The organism is Chakrabartyella piscis, assembly GCA_030067835.1.
In the GTDB taxonomy this organism is placed as follows: Bacteria; Bacillota; Clostridia; order Lachnospirales; family Anaerotignaceae; genus Chakrabartyella; species Chakrabartyella piscis.
On the sequence record CP092441.1, the window covers coordinates 1,643,219 to 1,668,324 of the forward strand.

Consider the following 25,106-nt stretch of genomic DNA (forward strand, 5'->3'; position numbering starts at 1 on the left):
CAGCACCTCATTTCATAAATTTATGTATCATAGTGGCAAGTTTATCTTTGTCCATAAGCACAGGCACTGGATACAAGGGATTCGCTTCTTTATCTGCATAATACACCAATTTTGGAATGTCCTCAACTTGTATTTCTTCCAATGTATCAGGAATGTGCAATTGTTTGTTCATATCCCATACCCAACTACGAAAAGCATTGGCTTTTGTATGAATATCCAATGAAGTATCACACAAAGAAATGACATCTGCAAGTTTTGCCAATTTCTCATCAATAACAGCTCCATATTCATCCAAGAAATAGGGGAGTATACAAGCATTTGCAAGTCCATGTAATGTATGATAACGACCACTCAACGCATGACTTATGGCATGGACATAACCAACATATGACCTAGAAAAAGCGACACCCGCTTTATATGCCGCAATCTGCATAGATTTTCTTGCTTCTATATTATGAGGCTCCAAATATGCAGTCAACAAATGATTTTTCACCAAAACCACAGCATCTTCTGCCATTTCACGAGTGTGTTTTGTTGTGGTATTACCGATGTATGATTCAACTGCATGGGTCAAAACGTCCATACCCGTTGTACTTGTGATGAAATCTGGCAAATCAAAGGTCAATGTATAATCCAAAACAGCATAATCAGGAATCAAAGGAAAATCATTGATGGTATACTTTTGCTTTGTCACTTCGTCTGTAATCACACTGGTAATTGTCACTTCACTACCAGTTCCAGCTGTTGTGGGTACTGCAAAAAACAATGGAGTTTTTTTCATGATTTTTAAAATGCCATTCATTTTAGGAATAGAAAGATTTGGTCTTGCAATAGATGCACCCACACATTTGGCACAATCCATGGCAGAACCACCTCCAAATCCAATGATGGCAGAGCAGTGATTGTCTAAATATATTTTTTTGGCTTCCAAAACATTGGTGATGGTTGGATTTTGCACAGTATCTTCATATATGTGGAATTGAATTTGATTATCTTTCAATGAATCTTCCAAACGCTTGCTCAATTCCAATCGTCTAATGTTTTTATCAATGACCATCAAGACGGTATTGACGTTGTTTTTTGTAAGAATATCTGCAATTTTTTCTACATCATCCAAAATATCAGGCTCTCTATATGGCAAAATGGGAAGTGCAATTTTAAAACAAGTTTGAAACGTTCTGCAATAGATTTGTTTGAAAATATTCATTTTATACCTCAATTATATATTCTAGTATGTATATTGATACAATTTATCTTTGCTAGTATAAACCCATTTGATATTGAAATCAAGACAAATCAAATAAAAATATCATAAATACTTCACAAGTTTTTCAATTGCAAAAATCTAATCTTCCTCACATTGACAAAGAAAAAAATTAAACGTATTCTAATATAAGAATATTTCTAATGATGATTAAGAATCTAGGAGGATACATATATGGAATTGTCCACAAAAGAAGTGGTTGCAAAAATGTTAGATGAAACAGAAAAAATTATGATAGGAAAACGAGAGCAAATCACATTGATATTGTTGTCTATTTTGTCTGGTGGTCATGTACTTTTGGAGGATATGCCTGGTCTTGGAAAAACCACATTGATTAAGACCCTTTCCATTGTATTGGGCTGTGATTTCAAAAGAATTCAATTCACACCAGATTTGCTTCCATCTGACATTGTTGGTATGAATATATACAATCGTAAAACAGGCGAATTCCAAATGATGTATGGACCTGTTATGACCAATATTTTGTTGGCAGATGAAATCAATCGTGCAATTCCAAGAACACAATCTGCTTTGCTGGAATGTATGGAAGAACAACAAGTGACCATTGATGGCAAAACACACAAATTGCCAACACCATTTGCAGTTATGGCAACACAAAACCCTGTGGAAAGTGAAAGTACTTTCAAATTGCCAGCAGCACAAATGGATCGTTTTTTGATTCGTATTTCTCTAGGATATCCAACCATGCAAGAAGAATTGTCTATGCTCAAAGTTTTGGGTGATGCAATTCCTTTTGATACTGTAAATCCAGTGGTTTCACCAGAATTGATTCAGGAAATGCAAAAACAAATTGAAACCATTCATGTTGCAGATGAAGTAGCAGAGTATATGATTGCTTTGGTACAAAAAACAAGAGAAAATACCATGTTAAAAGCTGGTGCAAGTCCTAGAGCTTCCAGAGCTTTGTACAAAATGGGTAAAGCATATGCAGCAATACAAGGACGTAATTTTGTGACTCCTGATGATATCCAACACATTGCAATTCCAGTTTTGGCACATAGAGTGACTCTTTCTGGTGAAGCACGCATTGCAAAGAAAACAGAAGTATCTGTTATTTATGATATTTTGGAACATACACCAGTACCACAAATCAGTCAACTTTGATACAAATGAGGTATTGTTATGAACAATGAAAATTATAAAGTTTCTAGTTACATTGCATCACCCATTTTTATGGGAATTGCCTTTGTGCTTTGTTGTGCTTGTGCTTATGGTGGCTATATTGTATTGAGTGGATATCTGTTTTTCTTATTTCTCTTGAGTGTGATTACCTTCTTATGGGGTCGTTTTTCTGAACATGGAATTTCTGTGGACATCAAAGCAGATTCTTATCATGCGTATCCAGACCAAGAAATTGCAATGGATTTTACTTTACAAAATGACAAAAGCCTACCATTGGTGTGGTTGGAATGGATTCAAGAATATCCAACCAACAACTGTTTATCCATACCAGATGATTTCGAAGTTTGTGATGTGACCAATCCACAAGCAGAAGAAGTGATGAAACCTATGTTGTGCAAACGTTTTTCGTTCATTCGTTGGTATGAAACCATAACTTGGACATCCAAATTCCAAGCCAAACAAAGAGGGGTATATCTGCCAAAACAAGTAGAAATTCATACAGGCGATGGATTTGGTCTTTGTGTACGCAAAAAGCAATTTCAACTATTGAATCCACCTATTTTTGTGATTTATCCAAAACGAATACCTGTTGCAACGAATATATTCTTTAAAAATGCTTGGAGTGCCACTACAGGTTCCCAAGGTATCATTGAAGATGTAACTGTTTTGCGTGGTACAAGAGAGTACCAAGAACAAGATTCCTTTAAACGTATCAATTGGAGATTGGCTGCTCGTGGTGATGAATTGCGTGTCAACCAATATGAAACCATTGCGCCAAAATCTGTATATTTCTTTGTGGATACTGCCAGCTTCTTTGGTGTATCACAGGATAATGCAGAATTTGAAGATACGTTATCTGTTGTAGGTTCTTTGATCGAAGAATTGTTTGCTATGGGTATGTCAGTTGGGGTGTATTTACCTAGTGGTACTGATGAGGAAATGCCATATACAGAAAGCACCAATTTATCGGACTGCTTGCTTTTGTTGTCCTATGCAAATTGTAATCTTCAAGATGCAAAATTCAATCAAGAACGTGTAGCAAACTTATATGCAACCCAATCAGGCAACATCTATTATGTCTGTTATGATGGCAATACAACCAAAGCAGATTCTTTGTTTGATGATGTAGGCATTGCAACCTATTCTGTGCTTGCCTACAAAGAACCAGAAGAAAATGATGTTTCAGAACAACAAATACACTTGCTTTCCACATTGAAAAGGATATGACTATGAATCCAAAAATTTCATTACATTCAATATTTGCAGTTTATATCACACAAGTAACCGCCTTATGCAATCTATATTTGTTTTTCAGTGCAACAAGAAGTGCCAACAATCCCATGATACCAATGGTTCCTTGGCTTTTCTTGGCAATACTCAACTTTGGGGTTGTGTATCTTTTTTTGCGTAAAGAAAGAGCATTTGCACATTTGGTGTATTTGGGTGTTTTTTGTTATGTAATTTTAACTGTGATTATGAGTCTATTCTTCGTGAAAACCACAGGCATTATTTCTTGGTTTATCATTTGGTGTTTTCTAGCAATACCCTCAGCAATGGCATGTACTTTGAATCTATCAGGTGTCAAACCACAAACAGTTCTTTTGTGTTGTGAATGTCCTGCAATGGGTTTGGCATTGTTGCTATTTATGGGTACAGGTGGTGTTTTTGCATTTCCAGCAGAGAATGCCATTTGTACAGGCTTTGCATTGTTATTTTCCTTTATCTCTTTGACTATGCATAAATTAGAAGGTAAAAAAGAAATCAGTGATGGTAAGAAAAAACAAGCCATTGCAACTATAATTTCCTGTTTTATTGGTTTGGGTCTATTGTCTGCTGCTTTCGTTTCCTTTGCATTGGATGGTACTGCAAAAGTAGTCAACACCACTACAAATTGGGTAATAACAGCAATCACATGGATTTTATTCCAGCTCAATCGTTTTGTAGAGTGGTTCTTTTCTTTATTTCCAACACCAGAAGCAGAGGTTTTGGAGATTTCACCACCAGAAAGTAATGGAATTGCAACAGCAGAAGAAGTGATGTTAGAAGGGGACTATTCCATTATAGGTATTATCCTGATTGTTGCATTATGTGTGTTGATTATTTGTTTGTTGGTTTGGGTGTTGCGACGTTTTGGCAAAAACAAACTTGAGAAAACCATGAAAACATCTCGCTATCATAGACCAAAGATAAAAGTAAAAAAGGAATCCTTTTGGCATAAAATCATCGCTTTTCTAAAGAAAAAATATGAAAATCTGAAATTTGAAATTCGATTGTTGCATATGCGAAACACACCAAAAGGTACCATGCTTATGCTGATAAAAATTGGTAAGACAAAGGGATATCACATAGAAATGGGTGAAAGTTATCGCAGTTACCTATTGCGTTTGCAACAACATTGTATAGAATCGGATGAATCCGTTAAATCAACATTTTTTATATTGGCTGATGTTTTGGATCACACCTTATATGCACCAGAGCCAGTAAGTCATAGTTTAACCAAAAGAGATTACAAGAAAATGCGTATTGCCATAAGTCATTTGCAACCATTGAAACTAAAAAAAGATACGCAATAGGTCTGTAATTTGCAAAATCATATGGTATTCTGAGCCAATCTAGTGTATAGTAAAGATAGAACAAAATGAAACGATACTCAACAAAGAGGTTATGCAATGAATATAAAAAAAACACTGCTTTTTCCTTTGATGGCAGCTTTGCTACTGGCGGGCTGTTCTGAAAAAAGAGAAGAAGCACAAAAACAATTGGCAATGCAAAAGGAAGAAAATCTCCATGAAGTCACCACATTTGCAATGGATACTGTGATGATGTTTCATATTTATCATGAAGATGGAGATGCTATTTTAATAGAAGTGGAACAAGAGATCAGACGTTTGGAAGCACTGTTTTCCATTACTGTTTCTGATAGCGAAATTGCACAGCTGAATGCCAATGCAGGCATACAAGCAGTTGACATTTCACCAGATACCAATGGAATTTTAACCAGAGGTTTGGAATTTGCAAGTTTGACAGACGAAGCCTATAATATGAACATATCACCCATTGTCAGTGCTTGGGGATTTGCAACAGATGAAGGAAATCGAGTACCTTCTTTAGAAGAACTGGAATCTGTTTTGCCATTGACAACACCTGATGGTTTGGTTTTGGAGGAAGATACAGCCTACTTGCAAGAAGCGGGTATGTCTGTAGATTTGGGTGGTATTGCAAAGGGATATACCGCTGATTTGGTGGTGGATTTGCTCCATGAAAAAGGTGTGACCAATGGTTGGGTTTCCTTAGGTGGCAATTTATCCATGTTGGGTACCAAAACAGATGGTTCTATGTGGGAATTGGCAGTCCAAAATCCAATTGATGCATCTGATTATGTGGGTATGATATCTGCAACTGATCAATCAGTGGTTACTTCTGGTGGGTACCAACGATATTTTGAAGAAGATGGTGTCATTTATCATCATATCATTGATGGCAAAACAGGCTATCCAGCAGATAGCGGTTTGATTTCTGTCACCATCGTCAGTGAAGATAGCACCAAAGCAGATGCACTTTCCACAGCATTGTTTGTCATGGGTCTGGAAGAAAGTTTGGATTTGTGGCGTATGGAACAAGATTTTGAAGCTATTTTTGTGACAGAAGATGGTAGAGTTGTGGCAACAGAAGGCATTGCAGATCGTTTTGTTTTTGAAGGTAGAGATAATGATTTTGTATATGAAGTAGTAGACAAATAAGGAGGAACTAAAATGAAGAAAATGGTAGAGTATTACAAAAATTGCGTTTTGGAAATGGATATGAAGGATGTGGCATTGTTCAAATTGTGCTTGATTTCCTTTGGTATGATGCTTGGAATTTCCCTTCCATGCACAAAGAAAAAACCAATCTTCTGGATCAGCTTAGTGTTATTCATTGGAACAGCAATTTCATTGTTTGCAGGCTTGTTTGGATTTGAATGTCCATTCTGTCCTAATGACGAAGACGATTTCGATTATGATGATGAGTATGATGAATACGACGAAATGTATGACGAATATTTTGATGACGAAGACGATGACGATTACAACGAAGACAGTGAAGGCTTTGTTATGAAAATCGTTGCAGAAGAAGAATAATCATACGATGCTATGTAGGGGTGACCATTGGTCACCCGTTTTTATTGTAATTATTACTTGAATTCACAGTGTTTTTAGTGATTGTCTGTTAAGGTTGATGAAAATTGTTATGTTCCAAAAAGAGTAATTGCATAGTGGTTATAGCTGTGATAGAATACATAAGGCAACACCGCATAACTCTAGATTATAACCTTTGTGGTTTATTGTTCCGTCAGAATCAGCAAAAATACTCGACGATATTTCCGATATCGCCTCCGTTTTTTGATAATTGTGACGAAAAAATCTTCTCACAAATTTTACAACCAGTGTTATACAGTATTGCCATAAATGTGTGAAAAGAGATAATCAAATGAATGAATGATAAATAAATGTTATATGAATGGAGTAAATTATGAAGCAATCAGTTGAAAATATTAGAAATGTCGCAATCATTGCCCATGTTGACCATGGTAAAACTACATTGGTGGATCAACTTCTTCGTCAAAGTGGTACATTCCGTACAAACCAAGTGGTACAAGAACGTGTTATGGATAGTGGTGACATTGAGCGTGAACGTGGTATTACAATTCTTTCCAAAAATACAGCAGTAAACTATGGCGATACAAAAATCAATATCATCGATACACCAGGACATGCTGACTTCGGCGGCGAAGTAGAACGTGTACTTAAAATGGTAGATGGTGTTGTTTTGGTTGTAGATGCATTTGAAGGTCCTATGCCACAAACAAAATTCGTTTTGCGTAAAGCATTGGAACTCAATCACCCAGTAGTGGTTTGTGTCAACAAAGTGGATAGACCAGAAGCAAGACCACAAGAAGTCATTGATGAAGTTTTGGAATTGTTTATGGAATTGGATGCAAATGACGAACAATTGGATTCTCCATTTGTATTTGCTTCTGCACGTGGTGGTTTCTCTTCTTTGGACCCAGAAGCACGTGAAGGAGATATGGTTCCTTTGTTTGAAACCATCATCAACCATGTTCCATGTCCTACAGGTGACATGGATGCACCTTTGCAAGCGTTGATTTCTACAATTGACTACAGTGAATATGTAGGTCGTATTGGTATTGGTAAAATTGAAAACGGTACACTTCATGTCAACGATGAAGTAGTGGTTGTAAATATGCATGACGAAGCATCCCAAAAGAAAGTACGTATCACAAAATTGTACTTATTTGAAGGTTTGCAACGTGTGGAAGTCAAAGAAGCAAGTGTTGGTACAATGGTAGCTCTTAGCGGTATCGAAAGCATTATGATTGGAGATACCATCTGTTCTCCAGAAAAACCAGAACCATTGCCATTTGTTAAAATTTCTGAACCAACATTGTCCATGAATTTCTCTGTAAATGATGGTCCATTTGCTGGTCTTGAAGGTAAATTTGTAACTTCTCGTCAAATCAGAGAAAGATTGTACAAAGAACTCAATACAGACGTTAGTTTGCGTGTAGAAGATACAGATTCTACAGATGCTTTTAAGGTTTCTGGTCGTGGTGAATTGCATCTTTCTATCTTGATTGAAACACTTCGTCGTGAAGGTTATGAATTCTTGGTTTCCAAACCAGAAGTTTTGTTCACAGAAGTTGATGGTGTCAAATCCGAACCTATGGAAGCAGTTACAATTGACGTTCCAGAAGAATTTGTTGGTAGTGTCATTGAAAAACTCGGTTCCAGAAAAGGTGAAATGCAAAACATGTATCCATCCAAAGGTGGTTACACTAGATTGGAATTCATCATTCCTGCTCGTGGTTTGATTGGATATAGAAATGAATTTATGACAGATACAAAAGGTAATGGTATCTTGAACTCCATCTTTGAAGGCTATGCTCCATACAAAGGTGAAATCCCTATGCGTGCACAAGGTTCTTTGGTTGCATTTGAAACTGGCGAAGCAATCACTTACGGTTTGTTCAACGCACAAGAACGTGGTAACTTGTTCATTGGTGCTGGTATCAAAGTATATGAAGGTATGATCGTTGGTAGAAATGCAAGAGCAGATGATATGGATATCAATGTTTGTAAGAAAAAACAATTAACCAATACACGTTCTTCTGGCTCTGATGATGCACTTCGTTTGGTGCCACCAATCAATATGTCTTTGGAGCAATGTATGGAATTCATCAGCGATGATGAATTGGTTGAAATTACACCACAAAACTTGCGTATGCGTAAAAAAATCTTGGATAACAACTTGAGAAGAAAATCCAGAAACAACAAGTAAGTTGCAATAGAATCACAATAAATTTTAGCGGAGAAATGAGAGCCAAAGGTTTCCATTTGTCCGCTTTTGTGTTATGATAAATGCGACACAAAAGGATAGAAAAATCAGCTATTGATTTTCAAATAGTAGGAGGCAACCATGGCAGAAGAAACCAAAAAGAAAGGTTCATTTGTAAAGCAAGCTGCAATATTGGCGTTTGCTGGTCTTTTGGTGCGTTTTTTAGGTTTTGTATATCGTGTTCCTCTCACCAATATGATTGGTGATGAAGGCAATGGTATCTATAGTGCAGGGTATTATATCTATACCTTCTTATTGATTTTATCATCTGCTGGATTGCCAGCTGCCATATCAAAAATGGTTTCAGAACGTATTGCAACCAAAGAATATCGCAATGCACATAGGGTTTTCCAATCAGCAATGGTGGTTTCTGGTGGTATGGGATTGTTGTTTGCCATTATTTTGTTTGTATTTGGTCAAGAAATTGCAAACTTTGCCAACACACCAGAAAGCTATTATTGTATCTTAACATTGGCACCAACTTTGTTTATTGTGGCAATTATGTCTGTATTTCGTGGATATTTCCAAGGTATGAATACCATGGTGCCAACTGCAATTTCCCAAATCATTGAGCAAATTTTCAATGCTTTCTTTAGTGTTTATTTGGCTTATTTATTCTTAAGCGTTGGTGTTGCTGCTGGTGAAAAAAACATCCAAATGGGTGCTGCTGGTGGTACTGCTGGTACTGGCGTTGGTGCTTTGGCTGGTTTGTTGGTGGTATTATTTTCCTATTCATTGATTCGAAAAGACATTTTGAAACGTAAAAGTAGATGCAAGCAAAAATTTGAAGAAAGTCATATAGATGTTGCGAAAATCTTGATTCATATAGCTGTGCCAATCATTGCAGGTACAGCGGTTTTCAGTATCACCAATTTGGTGGATATGAATATGGTTATTGTATTATTGGAAAAAGGTGGGTATACCCATACAGAAGCAGTGTCTTTATATGGTCAGTTGTCTGGTAAGTATGTAACTCTAACCACATTGCCAGTAGCCATTTCTACAGCACTTGCAACAGCAGTTTTGCCAAGTTTGGCATCTTCCATGAAGAAAAAAGAACGCAGTCAGGTGCGTAGAAAAATCAAATTGACTTATCGTATTTCTATGATCATTTCCATGCCAGCAGCAGTGGGCATTGGTGTTTTGGGAACACAAATCATTGAAATGCTATTCCCATATGCAAGTGATGGCGGTATGCTTTTGACTGTTGGTGCAGCTTCTATTTTATTTTTGGCACTTTGTCAAACAGCAACAGGCATTTTACAAGGAACTGGACACATACAAATACCAGTCATTGGTGCTATTTTAGGTGCCATTACAAAAATTGTTTTGAATTATATTTTGATTCCCATACCAGAGCTCAATGTTTTGGGTGCTATTTTGGCAACAACAGGATGCTATTTGGTTGCATCTGCATTTGATGTGACAATGGTCAGTCGTGTAACAGGTGTTCCATTTGCTTGGTTGCGTTCCTTCTTCTTGCCTTTGTTGGGTGCTTCTGCAATGGGTATTGGTGCATATGGTATTTACCATGGGTTATACTATGCATCTCAGAACAATACAATAGCAACGCTGGTGGCTATCGTCATTGCAATGGGGATTTATGGAGTTGTTATGTTGCTCATTGGTGGCATTCGTAAAGAAGACATTTCGGTATTGCCGAAAAGCGACTTAATTATTGGTATTTTACAAAAATGCCATTTGTTATAACCAGAAGTAGAGAATTGAGTTTATCTTGATTCTCTTTTTTATTTCTGAACTTCACCACATTTTTCAATGATAAATTGGAAATATGTGGAATTTGTATCATAATTCCACATTAAATCTGTGTTTATTTGTTGAAAACTCTATTTTTTTGTTGAAAAATAACCATTGTTGACGTACAATTAAAAGATACACATTGTGGAACTGGACAAAAAGAAAGAAGTTGTGCTATGGATGATCGAACAAGAAAAAGCATATCAAAAATCGCAGACTGGATAATTGAACAATTTGACATTCAAATTCCCATTACGGATATGGATGCAGCTGTTGCAAAATTAGGTGGACGTATTGAAGAATTGGAAGGTGCAAGGGTTTCTGATTGCGTACGCAAAGGTGCAATAGATGAAGAGGCTTTTGTCATATCCATCTCAAAATATGACTCTGTTGCAAGACGAAACTTTGCTGTTGCCCATGAAATAGGTCATTTATTTTTGCACATGGGCTATATGAGCAATTATGAAATTTGGGATGCTTATGATTCGCAAACATATCGAATTGGTACAACACACAGAGAGTTTGAAGCCCATGAGTTTGCATCTGCATTTTTGATGCCACAAAAAGAATTTTTCGATTGTGTATATGCCAATAAAGTAGACAATGCTGTCTCTACAGATATACTTGCTTCATATTTTAATGTATCATCAGGTGAAATTGTCAACCGTGGAAAATGGTTAGGGGTGTTGTTATGGAGATGAGATCTTTTCCAATTCACAATGATTTGGCGTTCTTGGTAGAAAAACTCCAAGCACAAACGATACAAAAACAAGAAAATACTCAAGAAAATATAATTTTATTTTTCTCATTTGATATCGTAAACTCTACAAGCTATAAAGCAACCAATAAAGAAAATTGGATGGATGCCATCAGCGAAATCATTCGTCATATCATCAGCGGTTTTTCTAATTCTTCCCTAGGTGGATTTCGGTTTTGGAAAACACTTGGAGATGAAATCATATATACAAAAGAAGTATTTCAGCCAGAAGATATTGTGGATACATTGGAAACCATTTATGCAAATCTTTGTCGTTTGAATCAAGAAATTGCTAGTGGATTGCTTTGTGATGTAGAGTCTGCTAAGGTTCTTGGTATTAAGGCTACTGCTTGGGTTGCACATACATCAACTTCTGGAAACGTTGGTGATAATATTTTTACAGAATATCTTATCAATGACAATCGTCGTCAGACAGAATATATTGGTCCCGATATTGATATTGGTTTTCGTGTTGCAAGTTATAGTATTTGCAACCATTTGGTGGTTTCCTTTGATTTGGCAGCGTTGTTATTGCGTTTTGATACCGCTCAGAAAAAACGTGTTCATATTTTTGGATACAAACAATTGAAAGGTGTTTGGGAAGGTCGCTTATATCCCATCATTATGTTCAACGGAGATTGTAATGCAAATATCATTTGTGAATTGGAAAAAGAACATGCTTCCAAAAAAGCAACTCACCATGGTTTTTTGCAAAATTTAAAAGATTGGACAGCATCAAACACACTACCACAATAAGAAACCTTTGCAAAAATTGCAGAAGAAATGGGACTTGTTGCTAAAATCGATCATATGGTTGATGTGATTTCCCTAAAACGAGTGATTCCACGTCATGGAATGAAACCGTTTATCAAAGTGCATTATACCGCAATTTGCTATCATGAAAATAATGGTGAATTCCAAATTTTCATTGCCAAAAAGAAACATGAGCGTAAATGGCGTTTTGGCGGTAGCATTATGTATCATACATATTCCTATATAGGAACGATAAAACAACATTATCAAGATACTTTTGCATTGGATATTGATATCATAAACGACAAGCAATTCAACAACCCAACACCATTGATTCTTACTACTTACACATACTATGAAACAAATGATACTCCGAGAAAAGGTACAGCTTTGTTAGCAGAAATCAAAGCTGATTTGGAAAATATCCAATGTCCTGAAGATTGGGATATTCGCTTGTTGACTTTAGAGGAACTCATCCATTTCAACGAACCCTGTATCAAAGGATTCAAGCGTCTTTTGAAAAATGTACTCGATATCTTGGAACACAAATACAGCGAATGACCATTGATAATAAAAAAATTTATGTGGAGAAGAGAAATCTTCTCCATTTTTCTGTTTTTTGATATATAATAGTGAAGAACTCATTGATTAAGAAAGAAGGTGACAATATGTTTGACATTCCAGAAGAATTGAAAAAATTACCACAAACACCAGGTGTATACTTGATGAAAAATAAAAAAAATGAAATCATTTATGTAGGCAAAGCAATCAATCTGAAAAATAGAGTGCGCCAATACTTCCAAAGTGCCAGAAACCAGACTGCCAAAACACGTGCAATGGTTCCACAAATCAAAGAATTTGAATATATTGTAACCGATTCTGAAATGGAAGCCTTGATTTTGGAATGCACACTCATCAAACAATATTCTCCATACTATAATATCATGTTAAAAGATGATAAATCCTATCCATATATCAAAATCACAACACAGGAGGATTATCCTAGAATCTTTGTAACCAGACGTGTGGATAAAGATAAATCCAAATATTATGGTCCATATACCGATGCATTGGCAGTGAAAGAAATGGTGGAAACCATACACAAAATATTTCCAATTCGCAAATGTAAAAAGGTATTTCCAAGGGATATTGGTAAAGAAAGACCTTGTTTGAATCATCACATTGGACAATGTTTGGCACCTTGTACTGGTCAAGTTTCTAAAGAAGTATACAATGCATATATCAAGCAATCCATGGATTTTTTAGAAGGAAAACAAGAATCCATTGGAAAGCAAATGGAAGCGGAAATGATGGCTGCGTCAGAAGCAATGGAATTTGAAAAAGCAGCAGCTCTACGTGATAAAATCAAAGCAATTGCAAGCATTTCAGAACGTCAAAAGATGGCAAATCTACCTCTTGGTGATGCAGATGTTGTGGCAATGGTGAGAGCCTTTCATGAATGTCTGGTACAAGTGTTTTTCATTCGTGGAGGCAAAGTTATGGGACGTGAAAACTTCACCATGACAGCACCAGAAGAGCAAAGTAGAAATGAGATTCTAACTGCGTTCGTGGCACAATTTTATAATGGTACTGCTTATATTCCAAAGGAAATCATTTTGCAAGAATCTTTGGTGGAAGAAGAAGCAGAAGTCTTAACAGAGTACTTATCTCAAAAAAGAGGTAGTAAAGTACAAATCACAGTTCCCATCAAAGGTGAAAAACACAAATTGGTGCAACTTGCCTATCAAAATGCAGCTGTTGTCTTTTCCCAATTTGGTGAAAAACTAAAGCGTGAAGAACAGCGTACCAAAGGTGCTATGGCAGAAATCAAAACTGCTTTGGAGCTATCTAAGCCACTTGTACGTGTAGAAGCATATGATATCTCCAATACACAAGGATTCGCTTCTGTAGGGGCTATGGTGGTGTTTGTAGATGGCAAACCAAAGAATTCAGACTATCGTAAATTCAAAATTAAGACCATTGTAGGTGCCAATGATTATGGTTCTATGAAGGAAGTTCTCATACGTAGGTTGAATCATGCCATCAAAGAGAAAACAGAACAGAAGGAAACCAGTTTCTCTAAATTACCAGATCTAATTTTGATGGATGGTGGTAAAATTCAAGTTTCGGCAGCAGAAGAAGTGTTATTTTCCTTTGGTTTGGACATTCCAGTTTGTGGTATGGTCAAAGATGACAAACATCGTACACGTGGATTGTTGTACCAAAATCAAGAGATACAAATGCCATTGACTTCAGAAGGGTTTCGTTTGATTACCAGAATTCAAGATGAAGTCCATCGGTTTGCCATAACCTATCATAGAAAATTGCACGAAACCAATACACTCCATTCTGTTTTGGATGACATCAAGGGAATTGGTGCCAAACGTAGAAAAGCATTGATGCAACACTTTGGTTCTGTGGAAAAAATTGCAGAAGCAGAAGTGGCAGATTTATTGGAAGTAGATGGTATGACGATCCCTTCAGCAGAAGGGGTATACGCATTTTTCCATATCAAAGAATAGAATTTCTTTGCATTTTTCTCATCTGCATACTAGAATGAATTGCAAAAATTCCATCTTTCAGGTATGATAGAGTTATAGGGAAAAGGAAAAGAAAGAAGGGTTGCTTATGTTTACAAACTACTCTGCGGAGTTGACAAAAATTGTAAGGGTATTCCAATTGGAAAACATTTTACCTGATTTGGATTTAAAAGGTAGAGTCATCACTCGTAAAGAAATCAATAGACCAGCTTTGCAATTGGCAGGATATTATTATAGGTTTGATAACGATCGTGTACAAGTCATTGGACGTGTAGAGCATGGATATTTGGAATCTTTGGAACCAGAAGAACGTAGACTTGCAATTTGTCATTTATTTGAAAATCACATTCCATGTATTGTCATCTGCAAAAACCTTGAGGTATTTCCAGAAATGATACAATATGGAATGAAATATAATGTTCCTGTTTTTCGTACCAAAAACACAACTACTGACTTCACAGCAGAAATGATTTTTTGGTTGCGTAGTGAATTGGCAGAACGTATTATGTTACATGGTGTTTTGGTGGATATTTATGGTGAAGGTGTTTTGATCACAGGTTCTAGTGGCATTGGTAAAAGTGAAGCGGCTTTGGAGCTGATCAAACGTGGTCACAGGCTTATTGCTGATGATGCTGTAGAAATCAAGAAAATTGCTGACCAAACTTTGGTGGGTACTTGTCCTGAATTGATTCGTTATATGATTGAATTGCGTGGTATTGGTATCATCAATGTAAAAGATCTGTTCGGTGTCAGCTCTGTCAAACAAAGCAAAACCATTGATTTGGTGGTCAAATTGGAAAGTTGGGATGGAACTGCTTGCACCTATGACAGACTTGGTTTGGGTGAAGATTATATGGAGATTTTGGGCAACAAAGTCTTGTGCAATACCATTCCAGTTAGACCAGGTAGAAATCTTGCTGTCATTTGTGAATCTGCTGCCATCAACAATAGACAGAAAAAAATGGGTCAGCACACTGCAAGAGAAATGGAAGAAAAATTAAGAAATCAACTAGACAAATAATTGTCTTATAAATATATTACATGAGGTGAATCTATTGGAAGATACAATACAAATCTTACAAGAGAAACTTGGTGCAGACGTACTGAAATTAAAAGAAGAAATGAAATTACACACCACTTTTCGAACAGGTGGTTTTGCAGATGCCTTTTTCACACCAAGAAATGAAGCAGAATTGGTAAAAGGGTTGCAATGGATACAAGAACTTGAAATTCCATATTTTGTTTTGGGAAATGGTAGCAATTTGCTTGTTTCTGATTTAGGAATTGATGGTGTTGTCATTTATATTGGCAAAAATATGTCTCAAATCAGTGTAGAAAACAATGTTTTGACAACCCAAGCCGGCACAATGTTATCCGCTGTATCTGGTGTTGCATTACAAAATGCTTTGACAGGTTTGGAATTTGCTTCTGGCATACCAGGAACTGTTGGTGGTGCAGTTTCCATGAATGCAGGTGCATATGGTGGTGAAATAAAAGACACTTTGGTTTCTGTACGTGTGTTGACAAAAAACTTGGAAGTATTAGAGCTGTCTGCTGATGCATTGGATTTGTCTTATCGTCATAGCAGTTTGCAAAAAAATGAATATATTCTTTTGTCTGCAACCTTTTCTTTGCAAAATGGAAATGCAGATGAAATGAAAACATATATGAATCAATTGTCTGAACAAAGACGTGAAAAACAACCCTTACAATATCCAAGTGCTGGCAGTACCTTCAAGCGACCAGAAGGATATTTTGCTGGTAAATTGGTGCAGGATGCAGGTCTCAAAGGGAAAACAATTGGTGGTGCACAGGTATCTGAAAAACATGCTGGATTTTTGATCAATACTGGAAATGCCACCACAACAGACATTTTGGATTTGATTGCCCATTGTCAAAAGACAGTAAAAGAGCAATTTGACGTAGATTTGGAAACAGAAGTGAAATTTATTGGACGAAACTAAGGAACACCTCATTGTGCGGTGTTACCTTAATAGTTGGAGGTGGTTGTATGCGTTTCGTAATTGTAACAGGAATGTCAGGTGCTGGTAAAACATCTGTTTTGAAATTTTTGGAAGATATCAACTTTTTCTGCGTAGACAATTTGCCACCAGCGTTGATTCCAAAATTTGCAGATTTGTGTTCCCAACAAAATGGTGAAATTGAGCGTGTTGCTATGGGTATTGATATTCGTGGTGGCAAGCTTTTCGATGATTTGTTCCAAGTTTTGGAAGAATTGGATGAAATAGGGTATCCTTATGAAATTCTATTTTTGGATGCAGAAGATAAAACCCTTATGAAACGGTACAAAGAAACCAGACGTGCACACCCTATGTCAAAGAAAGGTTCAATTGAAGATGGTATTTATTTGGAACGTAAAAAATTGGAAGAAGTGCGTACAAAAGCCACCTATATCTTAAATACATCTAGCTTTTTGGCTAGGGAATTGAAGGAACAAATCAATCGTTTGTTTGTAGAAAATAAAGCTTTTGATAGTTTGATGGTAAAGGTATGTTCCTTTGGTTTCAAATATGGGATTCCTGTGGATAGTGACTTAGTCTTTGATGTTCGTTTCTTGCCAAATCCATTTTATATTCAGGAATTGAAGGAATTGACTGGAAATGATGCACCTGTCAGCGATTATGTGATGAGTTTCCAAGAAAGCAAAGATTTTTTAACAAAATTGGTGGATATGGTGGAGTTTTTGCTTCCACAATATACCAAAGAAGGTAAAAACAATTTGGTCATCAGCATTGGTTGCACAGGTGGTAAACACAGATCTGTTACATTGGCAAATGCTTTGTACCAAGTTTTAGCCACACAAGAGAGAATGGTGTTGCTGAAACACAACGATATTGAAAAAGATGCAAAAAATAAAGGAAAATAATGGAATTATAATGAGTTGTGATGTAAATATCAGGAAATTATACGAAAAAAAAGAAAAGTGGTGACTTGTCATAAATTTGTCATTTTCATATAAGGTTAAGGCTGAGTTAAGTACACAATTTGGAAATGCACGCCATTGCAATCTGTCTGAATTGTCTGCTTTTATAAATATATGTGGAGAAATTCTCCAAGAAACGAATTATTTTTGTGTAAAAATACAATCAGAAAATTTACTCGTTATGAAAAAATGCTTTACATTATTGCAAAATACTTTTAATATAAACAGTGAGATAACTGAAACTACAAATGGCAGTGGTAGAAAAGCAAAATCTTTTATTTTATGGATTAAAAACCCAAGTGATGTAGAGAAAGTTTTACATGCGACTGGTATTTGGACAGAAGTCAATCAGCATCCCAAAATACAAAATAAAATGTATGCACCTGTGGTTAGCTCCATATGTTGTAGACGTGCTTATGTGCGTGGTGCTTTCCTATGTGCAGGTTCTGTAAACAATCCAGAGAAAAACTATCATTTGGAATTTGTGGTGTCTTCAGAGCAATTGGCAGAACAGCTGAAGGATTTGATCAATACCTTTGAATTGGATTCTAAGGTTGTGGCAAGAAAAGATCATTTTGTTGTATACTTAAAAGAAGGTGAACAAATCGTAAATTTGCTCAACGTCATGGAAGCACATGTTGCTTTGATGGACTTGGAAAATGTACGCATTGTAAAAGAAGTGAGAAATGATGTCAACCGTAGAGTCAATTGCGAAACAGCAAATTTGAACAAAATTGTACATGCAGCAGTGAAACAAGAGGAGGATATTCTACTAATTCAAAATACAATTGGATTGGAAAAATTGCCACCACAATTGATTGAAATTGCAATGTTGCGATTGGAATATTCAGATATCAGTTTAAAAGAATTAGGAGCTTTGCTTCAAGAACCAGTTGGGAAATCTGGGGTAAATCATAGGTTAAAGAAAATCAGTCTAATAGCGGAATCATTGAGAGAGGGCAAAGGTGAAGGATTATGACACAAAAGGACGTAACAATTAAAAATTCTTTGGATGCAAGACAAGCTGCATTCTTTGTGCAAACAGCAAGCAAATTCAATGCCGAAGTACAAGTGAGTATTGAAGAAAGAAAAATCAACGCAAAAAGCATCATGGGTACCATTGCATTGAATATGCAAGAAGGTCAAGTTGCTACTATCTTGGCTGATGGTGCTGAAGAAGAATTGGCTGTTGCTGAATTGGCAGCTATCTTGGCATAATTTGTAACTGAACCCTTGATGATTCGAGGGTTTTTTTATTTCTAAAGTTGGAGTGCATTGGATTAAAGAAGGGGTGGCATATATGGCTTTATTTCAAAAAATAATCAAACATACAACTGGTGTAGATTTAGAAAAAATTATACCTATTCCAAAACCTATTGATCCTAATAAACCGCTGATAGATTTGACACCACGATCTATAAAGGTAAAACAACGAGCAGCACAAAGGGAAAAACAGAAAAAAACAGAAGAAATTTTGAACGATTGGGTGTCTGGCTCTGGAGATATGCTCCATAAATTGAACCAAAAAAATAATCAAAAAGAGGATGCAGAAACAAAAGCGAATGATAATTTCAATAATGTTTTGCGTTCCATTCCAATTGCAATCAGTGAACACTTTGTGGATAATAAAACACCCAATATTGGAGATCATTTACTTGTATCTCGTACAGGATATACACATCATGGAATCTATATTGGTGGAGAAGAAGTTATCCATTATTTGTTGGATTGTGTAACCAGAAGTTCTCTTTCTGAATTTGCAAATGGATCAAAAATCAGAATTTTGCGTGATTTTGATAGTCCTGCATCCTATGCTCCTGATGAAATTGTATCTCGGGCAAAGAGCCGATTGTATGAAGATAGCTATAGTGTATTCAGTAATAATTGTGAACATTTTGCCAGATGGTGCAGATGCAATGAGTTTGATTCTGAATCATAATTTCAACTTACATATGAGCATCTATTGTTTCTACAATGGGTGCTTTTTCTATGCAAAAATTTGATTCTACAGAACCACTTCACCTTCATATACTACTCATAAGGGAATTGAGTCAAAATGAATAGGAGGCAGTGTATGAGTGTAGGAATTGGCATCACAAGAGATGAAATAGAAAGGTTACAAGATCCTATTATAGAACGTGAAGTTGCAGAAACAGTGCTACAAGACCTAAACAAAGCAGAATTGTACAACTTGGATAACTTACAAGATTTGAAGCTGTATTTTGTGGATAGCAATGATGGAGAAAGAGCTGTTGTGGTCTTGGATTTTGGTCAGGAAAACAACTTGGTTGCAATTTATACCGAAGAAGGCAATGTATACGAATATGTAACAGAGTTGGATTTGTTTTATCAAGTCAACGACATTCAATTTTTACCAATCACAACACAAAATAAGAATGCAATTATCGTCAATGAATACATCAACCAAGGTTTGGGTGCCTATGAATTTTCAGAATTGATTCGTGGATATGTTTTGGAAGATGGTGTGTATCGTCAAGTTTTGAATGTAGAAGTAGATGTGGAGTCCTATTGGAATCGTGGATGGGAAAATCCAGATGAAGAAACTCCTGATCAATGGGAAGAAGTGCGTCAAACAACAATTCCAAAATGGAATATTGATGCAAAAGGAAATCCTATATTACATCTGACCAAAGAACAATCTTTCTGGGAAGCAAAAGGAAATGAAAGCAAAACAGTTCCTTTGAAAGAAGAATTTACCCAAACAGAAAGCAGAACCATTCAAGAAGAATATTTCTGGTCTGATGATTGGATGCGTTTTATTCTAGGAGAAGCAATTGACAAAACAACACAAGAAGTGGTGGCAATCATTGAAATTAGAGATAATTCACCATATGCTTTGGCTGGATTTGTAGACAATACCTTTGTTGTAGTAAATGATGCTGGAGAAGAATATCTGATAGAAGGCAACAATTTGCTACAAATTCAAAGAACAATAGAACACTAACCACAAAAAAGGACGCTGACTCACAAAACCAACGTCCTTTCATTATGCATCAAACACCGTTATCAACAATTTGACAAAAATCAACGGTTACATATAAATTATTTGATTTTTTAACTGCACCAACGCCCATTGTATCTACAGAAACATCTGTGAACACAGTGTATTTCGCAGCAGTACGAATCCACTCTTGATAGGTTTGTACCACATCACCACGTTGACCAGAAACCAATTCAGAAGCATAGGTGAATGCTACACCAGCAGCAGCCATTCTTTGGAAAGGAGTTTCTCCTTTGATGTTGGTATAATCCACGTATTCCTTCGACGCCATTTCTTCACTATGTGTATGGGCAGAAGATTGTAAATTTTCATTGATATCCAAAATTTCCAACCCTAAAATGGCACGCTTTGCATTGATGATATCACAGAATTCTTGTTCCAATGATTGTTGCAAAGGTAGAGTATAGCTCGCTCTATAGGTAGGAATATTTGCAAAATCTGTGGTTTGCAACAACAATCCAGCAATATTACCTTGATAATCCAACGGAATTTTTGCTTCAGTATTGGAACTGGAAATAATTCCACTATGATACAAAGAACTGATATAATCCAAATTTCGAATATCACCAGAAGTGCCATCACCACTGGTTCCTAAATAATCATAGTTTTGAGATACCGTAAAGATTTCACCAATCTTATTGTCTCCATCAAAGGTAACAAAGAAGTAATCTTCATAATCATTGATATACACATAGCGTGTGTACTCATGGATGGTGGTATCAATGCGATCTGGTTCACCCCAAACAGAAATCAAATCACTAGCAGAATCCAACAATTGGATTTCTTTGCCTGAAATCGTCATCACATCATATTCCAAGTCACTATCATCAATAGTAGTAGAAGTAGATGTTGTTTCTTCAGATACATCAGAATCATCCAAATCTAGTTCATCTGTTGCATCTGTTGTGGTTTCTGGAATCACAATAGCAGGAGAAAGCAAGTTTTCTTCTGTATAGGTGTAGGCTTTCCAAAGAGCACTGACAGCTTCTTGCACTGTCAATTGACGATGTGGATAAAACATACCATCACCATCACCAGATAAAATACCACTACCATATAACTTGTTGATTGCCTTTTGGGATGTTGCATATAGGGTTACTGTATCTGCAAAATCGTTGTACTTGGCAACAGAAGTCAAATCCAATCCGCAATAGGAAATGGCACGCACCAACATAATAGCCAGTTGTTCACGTGTCAATGTGTTATCTGGAGCAAAAATACCTTCTTCCAAACCACCAACAATTCCCATTTCAAATGCAGCAATGACATTAGAATCATCTGTATCAGAAAAGGGACTTTCCTTGTGTGTTGTAATTTCTGTATCCGAAAGTTCTTCACAGAAAGAAACAATCATTTCACAAAACTGTGCTCTTGTAATTTGAGACTGTGCACTTTGTAAATACACATCTGAAATCAATTCTTCTGCATACGCCTGTTCCATTGAAGAAACAGCCCAACTAGATGCATTTGTTGCAACATCTGCAAATACAACCATTCCTGTGCAAACACATAAAAAAGTTGTCAACAGACAAGTTACAAACCGCTTCATATCATCATCCTTTCTTGTATATAAGATTTTGAAATTGCAAAGCTCGCTTCTTTTACTATACCACAGTTTCTATGATTTGCCAAATTTTTCAGATATATTCCCAATAAATTCAACGAAAATCTTTCAAAAACCAACAATATAGTAGGGTTATTTGAGTAACGCTTCCACTTCTGGTAGAAGATGCTTCCAAAGTAATTCATATCCCAAATCACTCAAATGTACATCATCTTGTTGGAACATGCTTTCATAATGTTCCTTAGAAACTTTGTTTTCTGCATCCAAAATTGAAAAGAAATCCAAACAATTGCAATGATACTTTTGTGCTACAGATTTTGTGATTTTCGCATATTCCACCAAACGGTCATTGGTATTAATGGGATAGAAATCGCTATCTATCATAGGTGGTGGCGTAATCAAGAGAATTTCTGATTTTTTATTTGCGCTATGCTCCAGATTCAAAATACCTTCTACAATAGCAGAAAGATTTTGTTCAAATTCAATTGGAGTGCGATATCCTTCACCAAAACAGCTATCATTGGAACCAAACCAAACAACGACAAGATTGGGTCGCAAACTCAGCACATCTTCTTCCAAACGCGCTAAGCCACCTCTGGTACAATCCCCATTGATACCACGATTACGAATGTTGTATTTTGGATATACCTTCCGCAAACGAGCAGGATAAGAAACCAAAACACCATAACCATATGTCAAACTATCGCCAAAAGCAACAATTGTCACCTTTTTCATAAAAACACTCCTTTGTTTTAGTTTTACATTCAGTATACCTTATGTACTGTAAATTTGTAAAGATTGTATCTGTTGGAATACAAGTCCAATTTGTTTCGAATTTTATGTATGTTCTGGTACTTTGCTTCATAAGATGAAAAGGACAAGAAGTCAATACAAAAAAATCAATACAAAAGAAGGTGTGATACAATGATCGAATTTTTGAAAACCTATATTCCAAACAGCATTTGGGATGCCATAGAACGAGATTCCAGATTCACCAAAGATGAAGTACAAGAAGTACGTCTACGCATCCACAAACCCATTGCAATCAAATATAACAAAAAACAATATTTTCTCAATCACGATGATGTTACACCAAAAGAAATGTCTGAAATTGTAGCAAAACTCAGTCAATATTCCTTATACGCTTTTGCTGAAGAATTGGGTCAAGGATATTTGACACTTGCTGGTGGTCACAGAGTTGGATTTTGTGGCAAAGCAGTGTATCGCAATGGACAAATGGATGGTTTGCGACAAATCAGTAGCATCAACATACGTATTGCAAAGGAAATTCAAGGTTGTGGAACGCAATGGATTCCCTATCTATTTGATGAAGATCAATTGTGTCATGTGATTTTGGTTTCTCCACCAGCATGTGGAAAAACAACTCTTTTGCGTGATTTGATTCGTCTACTCAGCAATGGTGTTGATGATTCAGGTGGCTATACCATAGGCATTGTGGATGAACGTGGTGAATTATCTGCCACAGAAGATGGAATTCCACAGTTGGATGTTGGACTTTGCACTGATGTACAAGGGAATTGTCCAAAACCAAAGGGTATGCAATTGTTGTTGCATAGTATGTCACCAAATATCATTGCAGTGGATGAATTGGGCAAAGCAGAAGATTATGCTGGAGCAATGACCATGTTATATGCAGGTGTGGTTTTAATGGCAACCATACATGGTGATTCTTATGATAGCATTCTCAAGAATCCATATGCCAAATCTTTGGTTGCATCGATGGAAAGAGTGCGTATTTTCATATTATCTCAAGAAAATTCTGTTGGTACTGTAGAAGAAATTTGGAACCAATCAGGTGAATGTATCTACCAAAGGAAGGTGATTTGATGTTGCAATGTTTGGGTTGTATTTTGGTTGTATTTGCTACAACATCCTTTGGTGTTTCCTTTGTGATGAAAGAAAAATTTCGTTTACAAGATTTGAAAGAAGTGGAAACTGGTATTTTACTATTACAAAATCAAGTTCGCTACATTGGAGCACCTCTTGGTGAAGTCATGGAAGGTATTGGTCTCAAATTGAATGGTATGGTTGGTGAAATCTTTGCACGTATTGGCTCTGATTTGGAATCCAGAAAAGGCGAATCTGGTTCTGTTATATGGGAACGCATTTGGATGGAAGAAGGCAGATATACCTATCTAACCGGAATTGACTTGGATGAAATCATATCTTTTGGTAAAACCATATCATTCTTGGAACGTACTGGACAAGAAAATGGATTGGATTTGCTGCTCATTTCCATTAGAACCATTGAAAATGACTTACAATCCAAAATGTCCAAAAACCAAAAATTATATGGCAGTTTGGGCGTTTTATCTGGCTTACTTTTGGTTGTTACATTGCTATAGGAGGTGTTTCATGGAAATCAATATTGTATTTCAAATTGCAGCAGTGGGCATTTTGGTCGCAGTTTTGAACCAAGTGCTCATACGTGCTGGTCGTGAAGAACAAGCCATGATGACCACATTAGCAGGTTTGGTGGTGGTTTTGTACTGGGTTGTGGAATACATCAACACCTTATTTGAAACGGTACAGACTCTGTTTCAATTGTAGGAGGTGTCCTGATGAATTTGGAAAAGATTATATTTTTGGCGCTGATTGCCACCATTTTTGTTGTATTGCTGAAAAAGGAAGTACCCTACATTGGCATTATGATTGCAATGCTCACAAGCATTTTGATTTTGATGGAGCTATTGGAACCATTACAAGAAATTTTTGACTTGTTGCAAGAAACCAGTTCCATTGCTGGTATATCCAGTGGATATTTTGCAGTTGTTTGGAAAATCATTGGCATTGCATATCTAACGCAATTTGCTTCTCAAATCTGTGCAGATGCTGGTGAAAATGCAATGGGTGCTAAGGTGGAATTGGCTGGTAAAGTCTGTATTATGGCAACCTCTGCACCTATATTGACATCACTGCTGACAAAAATCATGAATTTGACATAAGG

General features: G+C 36.4%; 25 protein-coding genes. 22 read left to right on the forward strand and 3 right to left on the reverse strand.

Features of this window, described 5'->3' with window-relative positions; translation table 11 throughout:
* Positions 1–7: 7 nt before the first annotated feature.
* Positions 8–1,207, reverse strand: a complete 1,200-nt coding sequence (locus MJY40_RS07310) for an iron-containing alcohol dehydrogenase (protein ID WP_317856329.1) — start codon at positions 1,205–1,207, stop codon at positions 8–10.
* 231 nt (positions 1,208–1,438) lie between these two features.
* Here MJY40_RS07310 and MJY40_RS07315 point away from each other — a divergent pair, with 231 nt between their 5' ends.
* The 18 genes from MJY40_RS07315 to MJY40_RS07400 all read left to right on the forward strand — a co-directional run bounded on the left by MJY40_RS07315 (position 1,439) and on the right by MJY40_RS07400 (position 20,517).
* Complete coding sequence (locus tag MJY40_RS07315) at positions 1,439–2,389, forward strand: AAA family ATPase (RefSeq protein ID WP_317856330.1); 951 nt, start codon at positions 1,439–1,441, stop codon at positions 2,387–2,389.
* Positions 2,390–2,407: 18 nt separating this feature from the next.
* Complete coding sequence (locus MJY40_RS07320) at positions 2,408–3,634, forward strand: DUF58 domain-containing protein (RefSeq protein ID WP_317856331.1); 1,227 nt, start codon at positions 2,408–2,410, stop codon at positions 3,632–3,634.
* A gap of 2 nt (positions 3,635–3,636) precedes the next feature.
* Positions 3,637–4,980 (forward strand): hypothetical protein, encoded by a 1,344-nt coding sequence (locus MJY40_RS07325; RefSeq protein ID WP_317856332.1) that lies wholly within the window; start codon positions 3,637–3,639, stop codon positions 4,978–4,980.
* 96 nt (positions 4,981–5,076) lie between these two features.
* Positions 5,077–6,147: an FAD:protein FMN transferase gene (locus MJY40_RS07330; RefSeq protein WP_317856333.1), complete on the forward strand. Its 1,071-nt coding sequence runs from the start codon at positions 5,077–5,079 to the stop codon at positions 6,145–6,147.
* A 12-nt stretch (positions 6,148–6,159) separates the two neighbouring features.
* Positions 6,160–6,525 (forward strand): hypothetical protein, encoded by a 366-nt coding sequence (locus MJY40_RS07335; protein WP_317856334.1) that lies wholly within the window; start codon positions 6,160–6,162, stop codon positions 6,523–6,525.
* Positions 6,526–6,916: 391 nt separating this feature from the next.
* Positions 6,917–8,743 carry a translational GTPase TypA gene (gene typA / locus MJY40_RS07340; protein ID WP_317856335.1) on the forward strand — a complete coding sequence of 609 codons (1,827 nt, stop codon included), beginning with the start codon at positions 6,917–6,919 and terminating at the stop codon, positions 8,741–8,743.
* Positions 8,744–8,881: 138 nt separating this feature from the next.
* A complete protein-coding gene (locus MJY40_RS07345) occupies positions 8,882–10,510 on the forward strand; it encodes a putative polysaccharide biosynthesis protein (protein WP_317856336.1) in 1,629 nt (542 codons plus the stop codon).
* A 224-nt stretch (positions 10,511–10,734) separates the two neighbouring features.
* Positions 10,735–11,259 carry an ImmA/IrrE family metallo-endopeptidase gene (locus MJY40_RS07350; RefSeq protein ID WP_317856337.1) on the forward strand — a complete coding sequence of 175 codons (525 nt, stop codon included), beginning with the start codon at positions 10,735–10,737 and terminating at the stop codon, positions 11,257–11,259.
* On the forward strand, positions 11,250–12,071 hold the full coding sequence (locus MJY40_RS07355) for a hypothetical protein (RefSeq protein WP_317856338.1): 822 nt from the start codon (positions 11,250–11,252) through the stop codon (positions 12,069–12,071). The genes MJY40_RS07350 and MJY40_RS07355 overlap by 10 nt, the downstream gene beginning before the upstream one ends.
* Positions 12,072–12,098: 27 nt before the next feature.
* A complete protein-coding gene (locus MJY40_RS07360; protein ID WP_317856339.1) occupies positions 12,099–12,629 on the forward strand; it encodes a hypothetical protein in 531 nt (176 codons plus the stop codon).
* A 107-nt stretch (positions 12,630–12,736) separates the two neighbouring features.
* Positions 12,737–14,590: an excinuclease ABC subunit UvrC gene (gene uvrC, locus MJY40_RS07365; protein WP_317856340.1), complete on the forward strand. Its 1,854-nt coding sequence runs from the start codon at positions 12,737–12,739 to the stop codon at positions 14,588–14,590.
* Positions 14,591–14,696: 106 nt separating this feature from the next.
* Entirely contained in the window at positions 14,697–15,629 is a 933-nt protein-coding gene (gene hprK / locus MJY40_RS07370; protein ID WP_317856341.1) for an HPr(Ser) kinase/phosphatase, read from the forward strand.
* Between the two features lie 100 nt (positions 15,630–15,729).
* Positions 15,730–16,572 carry a UDP-N-acetylmuramate dehydrogenase gene (murB, locus tag MJY40_RS07375; protein WP_416387498.1) on the forward strand — a complete coding sequence of 281 codons (843 nt, stop codon included), beginning with the start codon at positions 15,730–15,732 and terminating at the stop codon, positions 16,570–16,572.
* A 47-nt stretch (positions 16,573–16,619) separates the two neighbouring features.
* Complete coding sequence (gene rapZ, locus MJY40_RS07380) at positions 16,620–17,495, forward strand: RNase adapter RapZ (protein WP_317856343.1); 876 nt, start codon at positions 16,620–16,622, stop codon at positions 17,493–17,495.
* Between the two features lie 76 nt (positions 17,496–17,571).
* Positions 17,572–18,531, forward strand: a complete 960-nt coding sequence (whiA, locus tag MJY40_RS07385) for a DNA-binding protein WhiA (protein WP_317856344.1) — start codon at positions 17,572–17,574, stop codon at positions 18,529–18,531.
* Entirely contained in the window at positions 18,528–18,770 is a 243-nt protein-coding gene (locus tag MJY40_RS07390; protein ID WP_317856345.1) for an HPr family phosphocarrier protein, read from the forward strand. Before whiA ends, MJY40_RS07390 begins: the two co-directional genes overlap by 4 nt.
* Positions 18,771–18,852: 82 nt before the next feature.
* The gene (locus tag MJY40_RS07395; protein WP_317856346.1) at positions 18,853–19,491 is read left to right on the forward strand and encodes a lecithin retinol acyltransferase family protein; all 639 of its coding nucleotides are present in this window, start codon (positions 18,853–18,855) and stop codon (positions 19,489–19,491) included.
* A 135-nt stretch (positions 19,492–19,626) separates the two neighbouring features.
* The gene (locus MJY40_RS07400) at positions 19,627–20,517 is read left to right on the forward strand and encodes a hypothetical protein (RefSeq protein ID WP_317856347.1); all 891 of its coding nucleotides are present in this window, start codon (positions 19,627–19,629) and stop codon (positions 20,515–20,517) included.
* 49 nt (positions 20,518–20,566) lie between these two features.
* Here the strand turns inward: MJY40_RS07400 and MJY40_RS07405 are convergent, their stop codons facing one another.
* Positions 20,567–22,123 (reverse strand): S-layer homology domain-containing protein, encoded by a 1,557-nt coding sequence (locus MJY40_RS07405; RefSeq protein WP_317856348.1) that lies wholly within the window; start codon positions 22,121–22,123, stop codon positions 20,567–20,569.
* A 147-nt stretch (positions 22,124–22,270) separates the two neighbouring features.
* Positions 22,271–22,873 (reverse strand): SGNH/GDSL hydrolase family protein, encoded by a 603-nt coding sequence (locus MJY40_RS07410; RefSeq protein WP_317856349.1) that lies wholly within the window; start codon positions 22,871–22,873, stop codon positions 22,271–22,273.
* Positions 22,874–23,062: 189 nt separating this feature from the next.
* Between MJY40_RS07410 and spoIIIAA the strand changes: the two genes are divergently transcribed.
* The 4 genes from spoIIIAA to spoIIIAD are packed head-to-tail and all read left to right on the forward strand — an operon-like array spanning position 23,063 to position 25,104.
* Positions 23,063–23,986: a stage III sporulation protein AA gene (spoIIIAA, locus tag MJY40_RS07415; protein ID WP_317856350.1), complete on the forward strand. Its 924-nt coding sequence runs from the start codon at positions 23,063–23,065 to the stop codon at positions 23,984–23,986.
* Positions 23,986–24,504 carry a stage III sporulation protein AB gene (locus MJY40_RS07420; protein ID WP_317856351.1) on the forward strand — a complete coding sequence of 173 codons (519 nt, stop codon included), beginning with the start codon at positions 23,986–23,988 and terminating at the stop codon, positions 24,502–24,504. The genes spoIIIAA and MJY40_RS07420 overlap by 1 nt, the downstream gene beginning before the upstream one ends.
* 10 nt (positions 24,505–24,514) lie before the next feature.
* Complete coding sequence (gene spoIIIAC / locus MJY40_RS07425; protein ID WP_317856352.1) at positions 24,515–24,709, forward strand: stage III sporulation protein AC; 195 nt, start codon at positions 24,515–24,517, stop codon at positions 24,707–24,709.
* Positions 24,710–24,720: 11 nt separating this feature from the next.
* Entirely contained in the window at positions 24,721–25,104 is a 384-nt protein-coding gene (spoIIIAD, locus tag MJY40_RS07430) for a stage III sporulation protein AD (RefSeq protein WP_317856353.1), read from the forward strand.
* The last annotated feature ends 2 nt before the right edge of the window (positions 25,105–25,106 follow it).

What these genes read in the sequence shown, in the direction of transcription:
- MJY40_RS07310 (WP_317856329.1), bottom strand. Translation starts at nt 1,207, where the DNA reads ATGAATATTTTCAAACAAATCTATTGCAGAACGTTTCAAACTTGTTTT.
- MJY40_RS07315 (WP_317856330.1), top strand. Translation starts at nt 1,439, where the DNA reads ATGGAATTGTCCACAAAAGAAGTGGTTGCAAAAATGTTAGATGAAACA.
- MJY40_RS07320 (WP_317856331.1), top strand. Translation starts at nt 2,408, where the DNA reads ATGAACAATGAAAATTATAAAGTTTCTAGTTACATTGCATCACCCATT.
- MJY40_RS07325 (WP_317856332.1), top strand. Translation starts at nt 3,637, where the DNA reads ATGAATCCAAAAATTTCATTACATTCAATATTTGCAGTTTATATCACA.
- MJY40_RS07330 (WP_317856333.1), top strand. Translation starts at nt 5,077, where the DNA reads ATGAATATAAAAAAAACACTGCTTTTTCCTTTGATGGCAGCTTTGCTA.
- MJY40_RS07335 (WP_317856334.1), top strand. Translation starts at nt 6,160, where the DNA reads ATGAAGAAAATGGTAGAGTATTACAAAAATTGCGTTTTGGAAATGGAT.
- typA (WP_317856335.1), top strand. Translation starts at nt 6,917, where the DNA reads ATGAAGCAATCAGTTGAAAATATTAGAAATGTCGCAATCATTGCCCAT.
- MJY40_RS07345 (WP_317856336.1), top strand. Translation starts at nt 8,882, where the DNA reads ATGGCAGAAGAAACCAAAAAGAAAGGTTCATTTGTAAAGCAAGCTGCA.
- MJY40_RS07350 (WP_317856337.1), top strand. Translation starts at nt 10,735, where the DNA reads ATGGATGATCGAACAAGAAAAAGCATATCAAAAATCGCAGACTGGATA.
- MJY40_RS07355 (WP_317856338.1), top strand. Translation starts at nt 11,250, where the DNA reads ATGGAGATGAGATCTTTTCCAATTCACAATGATTTGGCGTTCTTGGTA.
- MJY40_RS07360 (WP_317856339.1), top strand. Translation starts at nt 12,099, where the DNA reads ATGGGACTTGTTGCTAAAATCGATCATATGGTTGATGTGATTTCCCTA.
- uvrC (WP_317856340.1), top strand. Translation starts at nt 12,737, where the DNA reads ATGTTTGACATTCCAGAAGAATTGAAAAAATTACCACAAACACCAGGT.
- hprK (WP_317856341.1), top strand. Translation starts at nt 14,697, where the DNA reads ATGTTTACAAACTACTCTGCGGAGTTGACAAAAATTGTAAGGGTATTC.
- murB (WP_416387498.1), top strand. Translation starts at nt 15,730, where the DNA reads ATGAAATTACACACCACTTTTCGAACAGGTGGTTTTGCAGATGCCTTT.
- rapZ (WP_317856343.1), top strand. Translation starts at nt 16,620, where the DNA reads ATGCGTTTCGTAATTGTAACAGGAATGTCAGGTGCTGGTAAAACATCT.
- MJY40_RS07390 (WP_317856345.1), top strand. Translation starts at nt 18,528, where the DNA reads ATGACACAAAAGGACGTAACAATTAAAAATTCTTTGGATGCAAGACAA.
- MJY40_RS07395 (WP_317856346.1), top strand. Translation starts at nt 18,853, where the DNA reads ATGGCTTTATTTCAAAAAATAATCAAACATACAACTGGTGTAGATTTA.
- MJY40_RS07400 (WP_317856347.1), top strand. Translation starts at nt 19,627, where the DNA reads ATGAGTGTAGGAATTGGCATCACAAGAGATGAAATAGAAAGGTTACAA.
- MJY40_RS07405 (WP_317856348.1), bottom strand. Translation starts at nt 22,123, where the DNA reads ATGAAGCGGTTTGTAACTTGTCTGTTGACAACTTTTTTATGTGTTTGC.
- MJY40_RS07410 (WP_317856349.1), bottom strand. Translation starts at nt 22,873, where the DNA reads ATGAAAAAGGTGACAATTGTTGCTTTTGGCGATAGTTTGACATATGGT.
- spoIIIAA (WP_317856350.1), top strand. Translation starts at nt 23,063, where the DNA reads ATGATCGAATTTTTGAAAACCTATATTCCAAACAGCATTTGGGATGCC.
- MJY40_RS07420 (WP_317856351.1), top strand. Translation starts at nt 23,986, where the DNA reads ATGTTGCAATGTTTGGGTTGTATTTTGGTTGTATTTGCTACAACATCC.
- spoIIIAC (WP_317856352.1), top strand. Translation starts at nt 24,515, where the DNA reads ATGGAAATCAATATTGTATTTCAAATTGCAGCAGTGGGCATTTTGGTC.
- spoIIIAD (WP_317856353.1), top strand. Translation starts at nt 24,721, where the DNA reads ATGAATTTGGAAAAGATTATATTTTTGGCGCTGATTGCCACCATTTTT.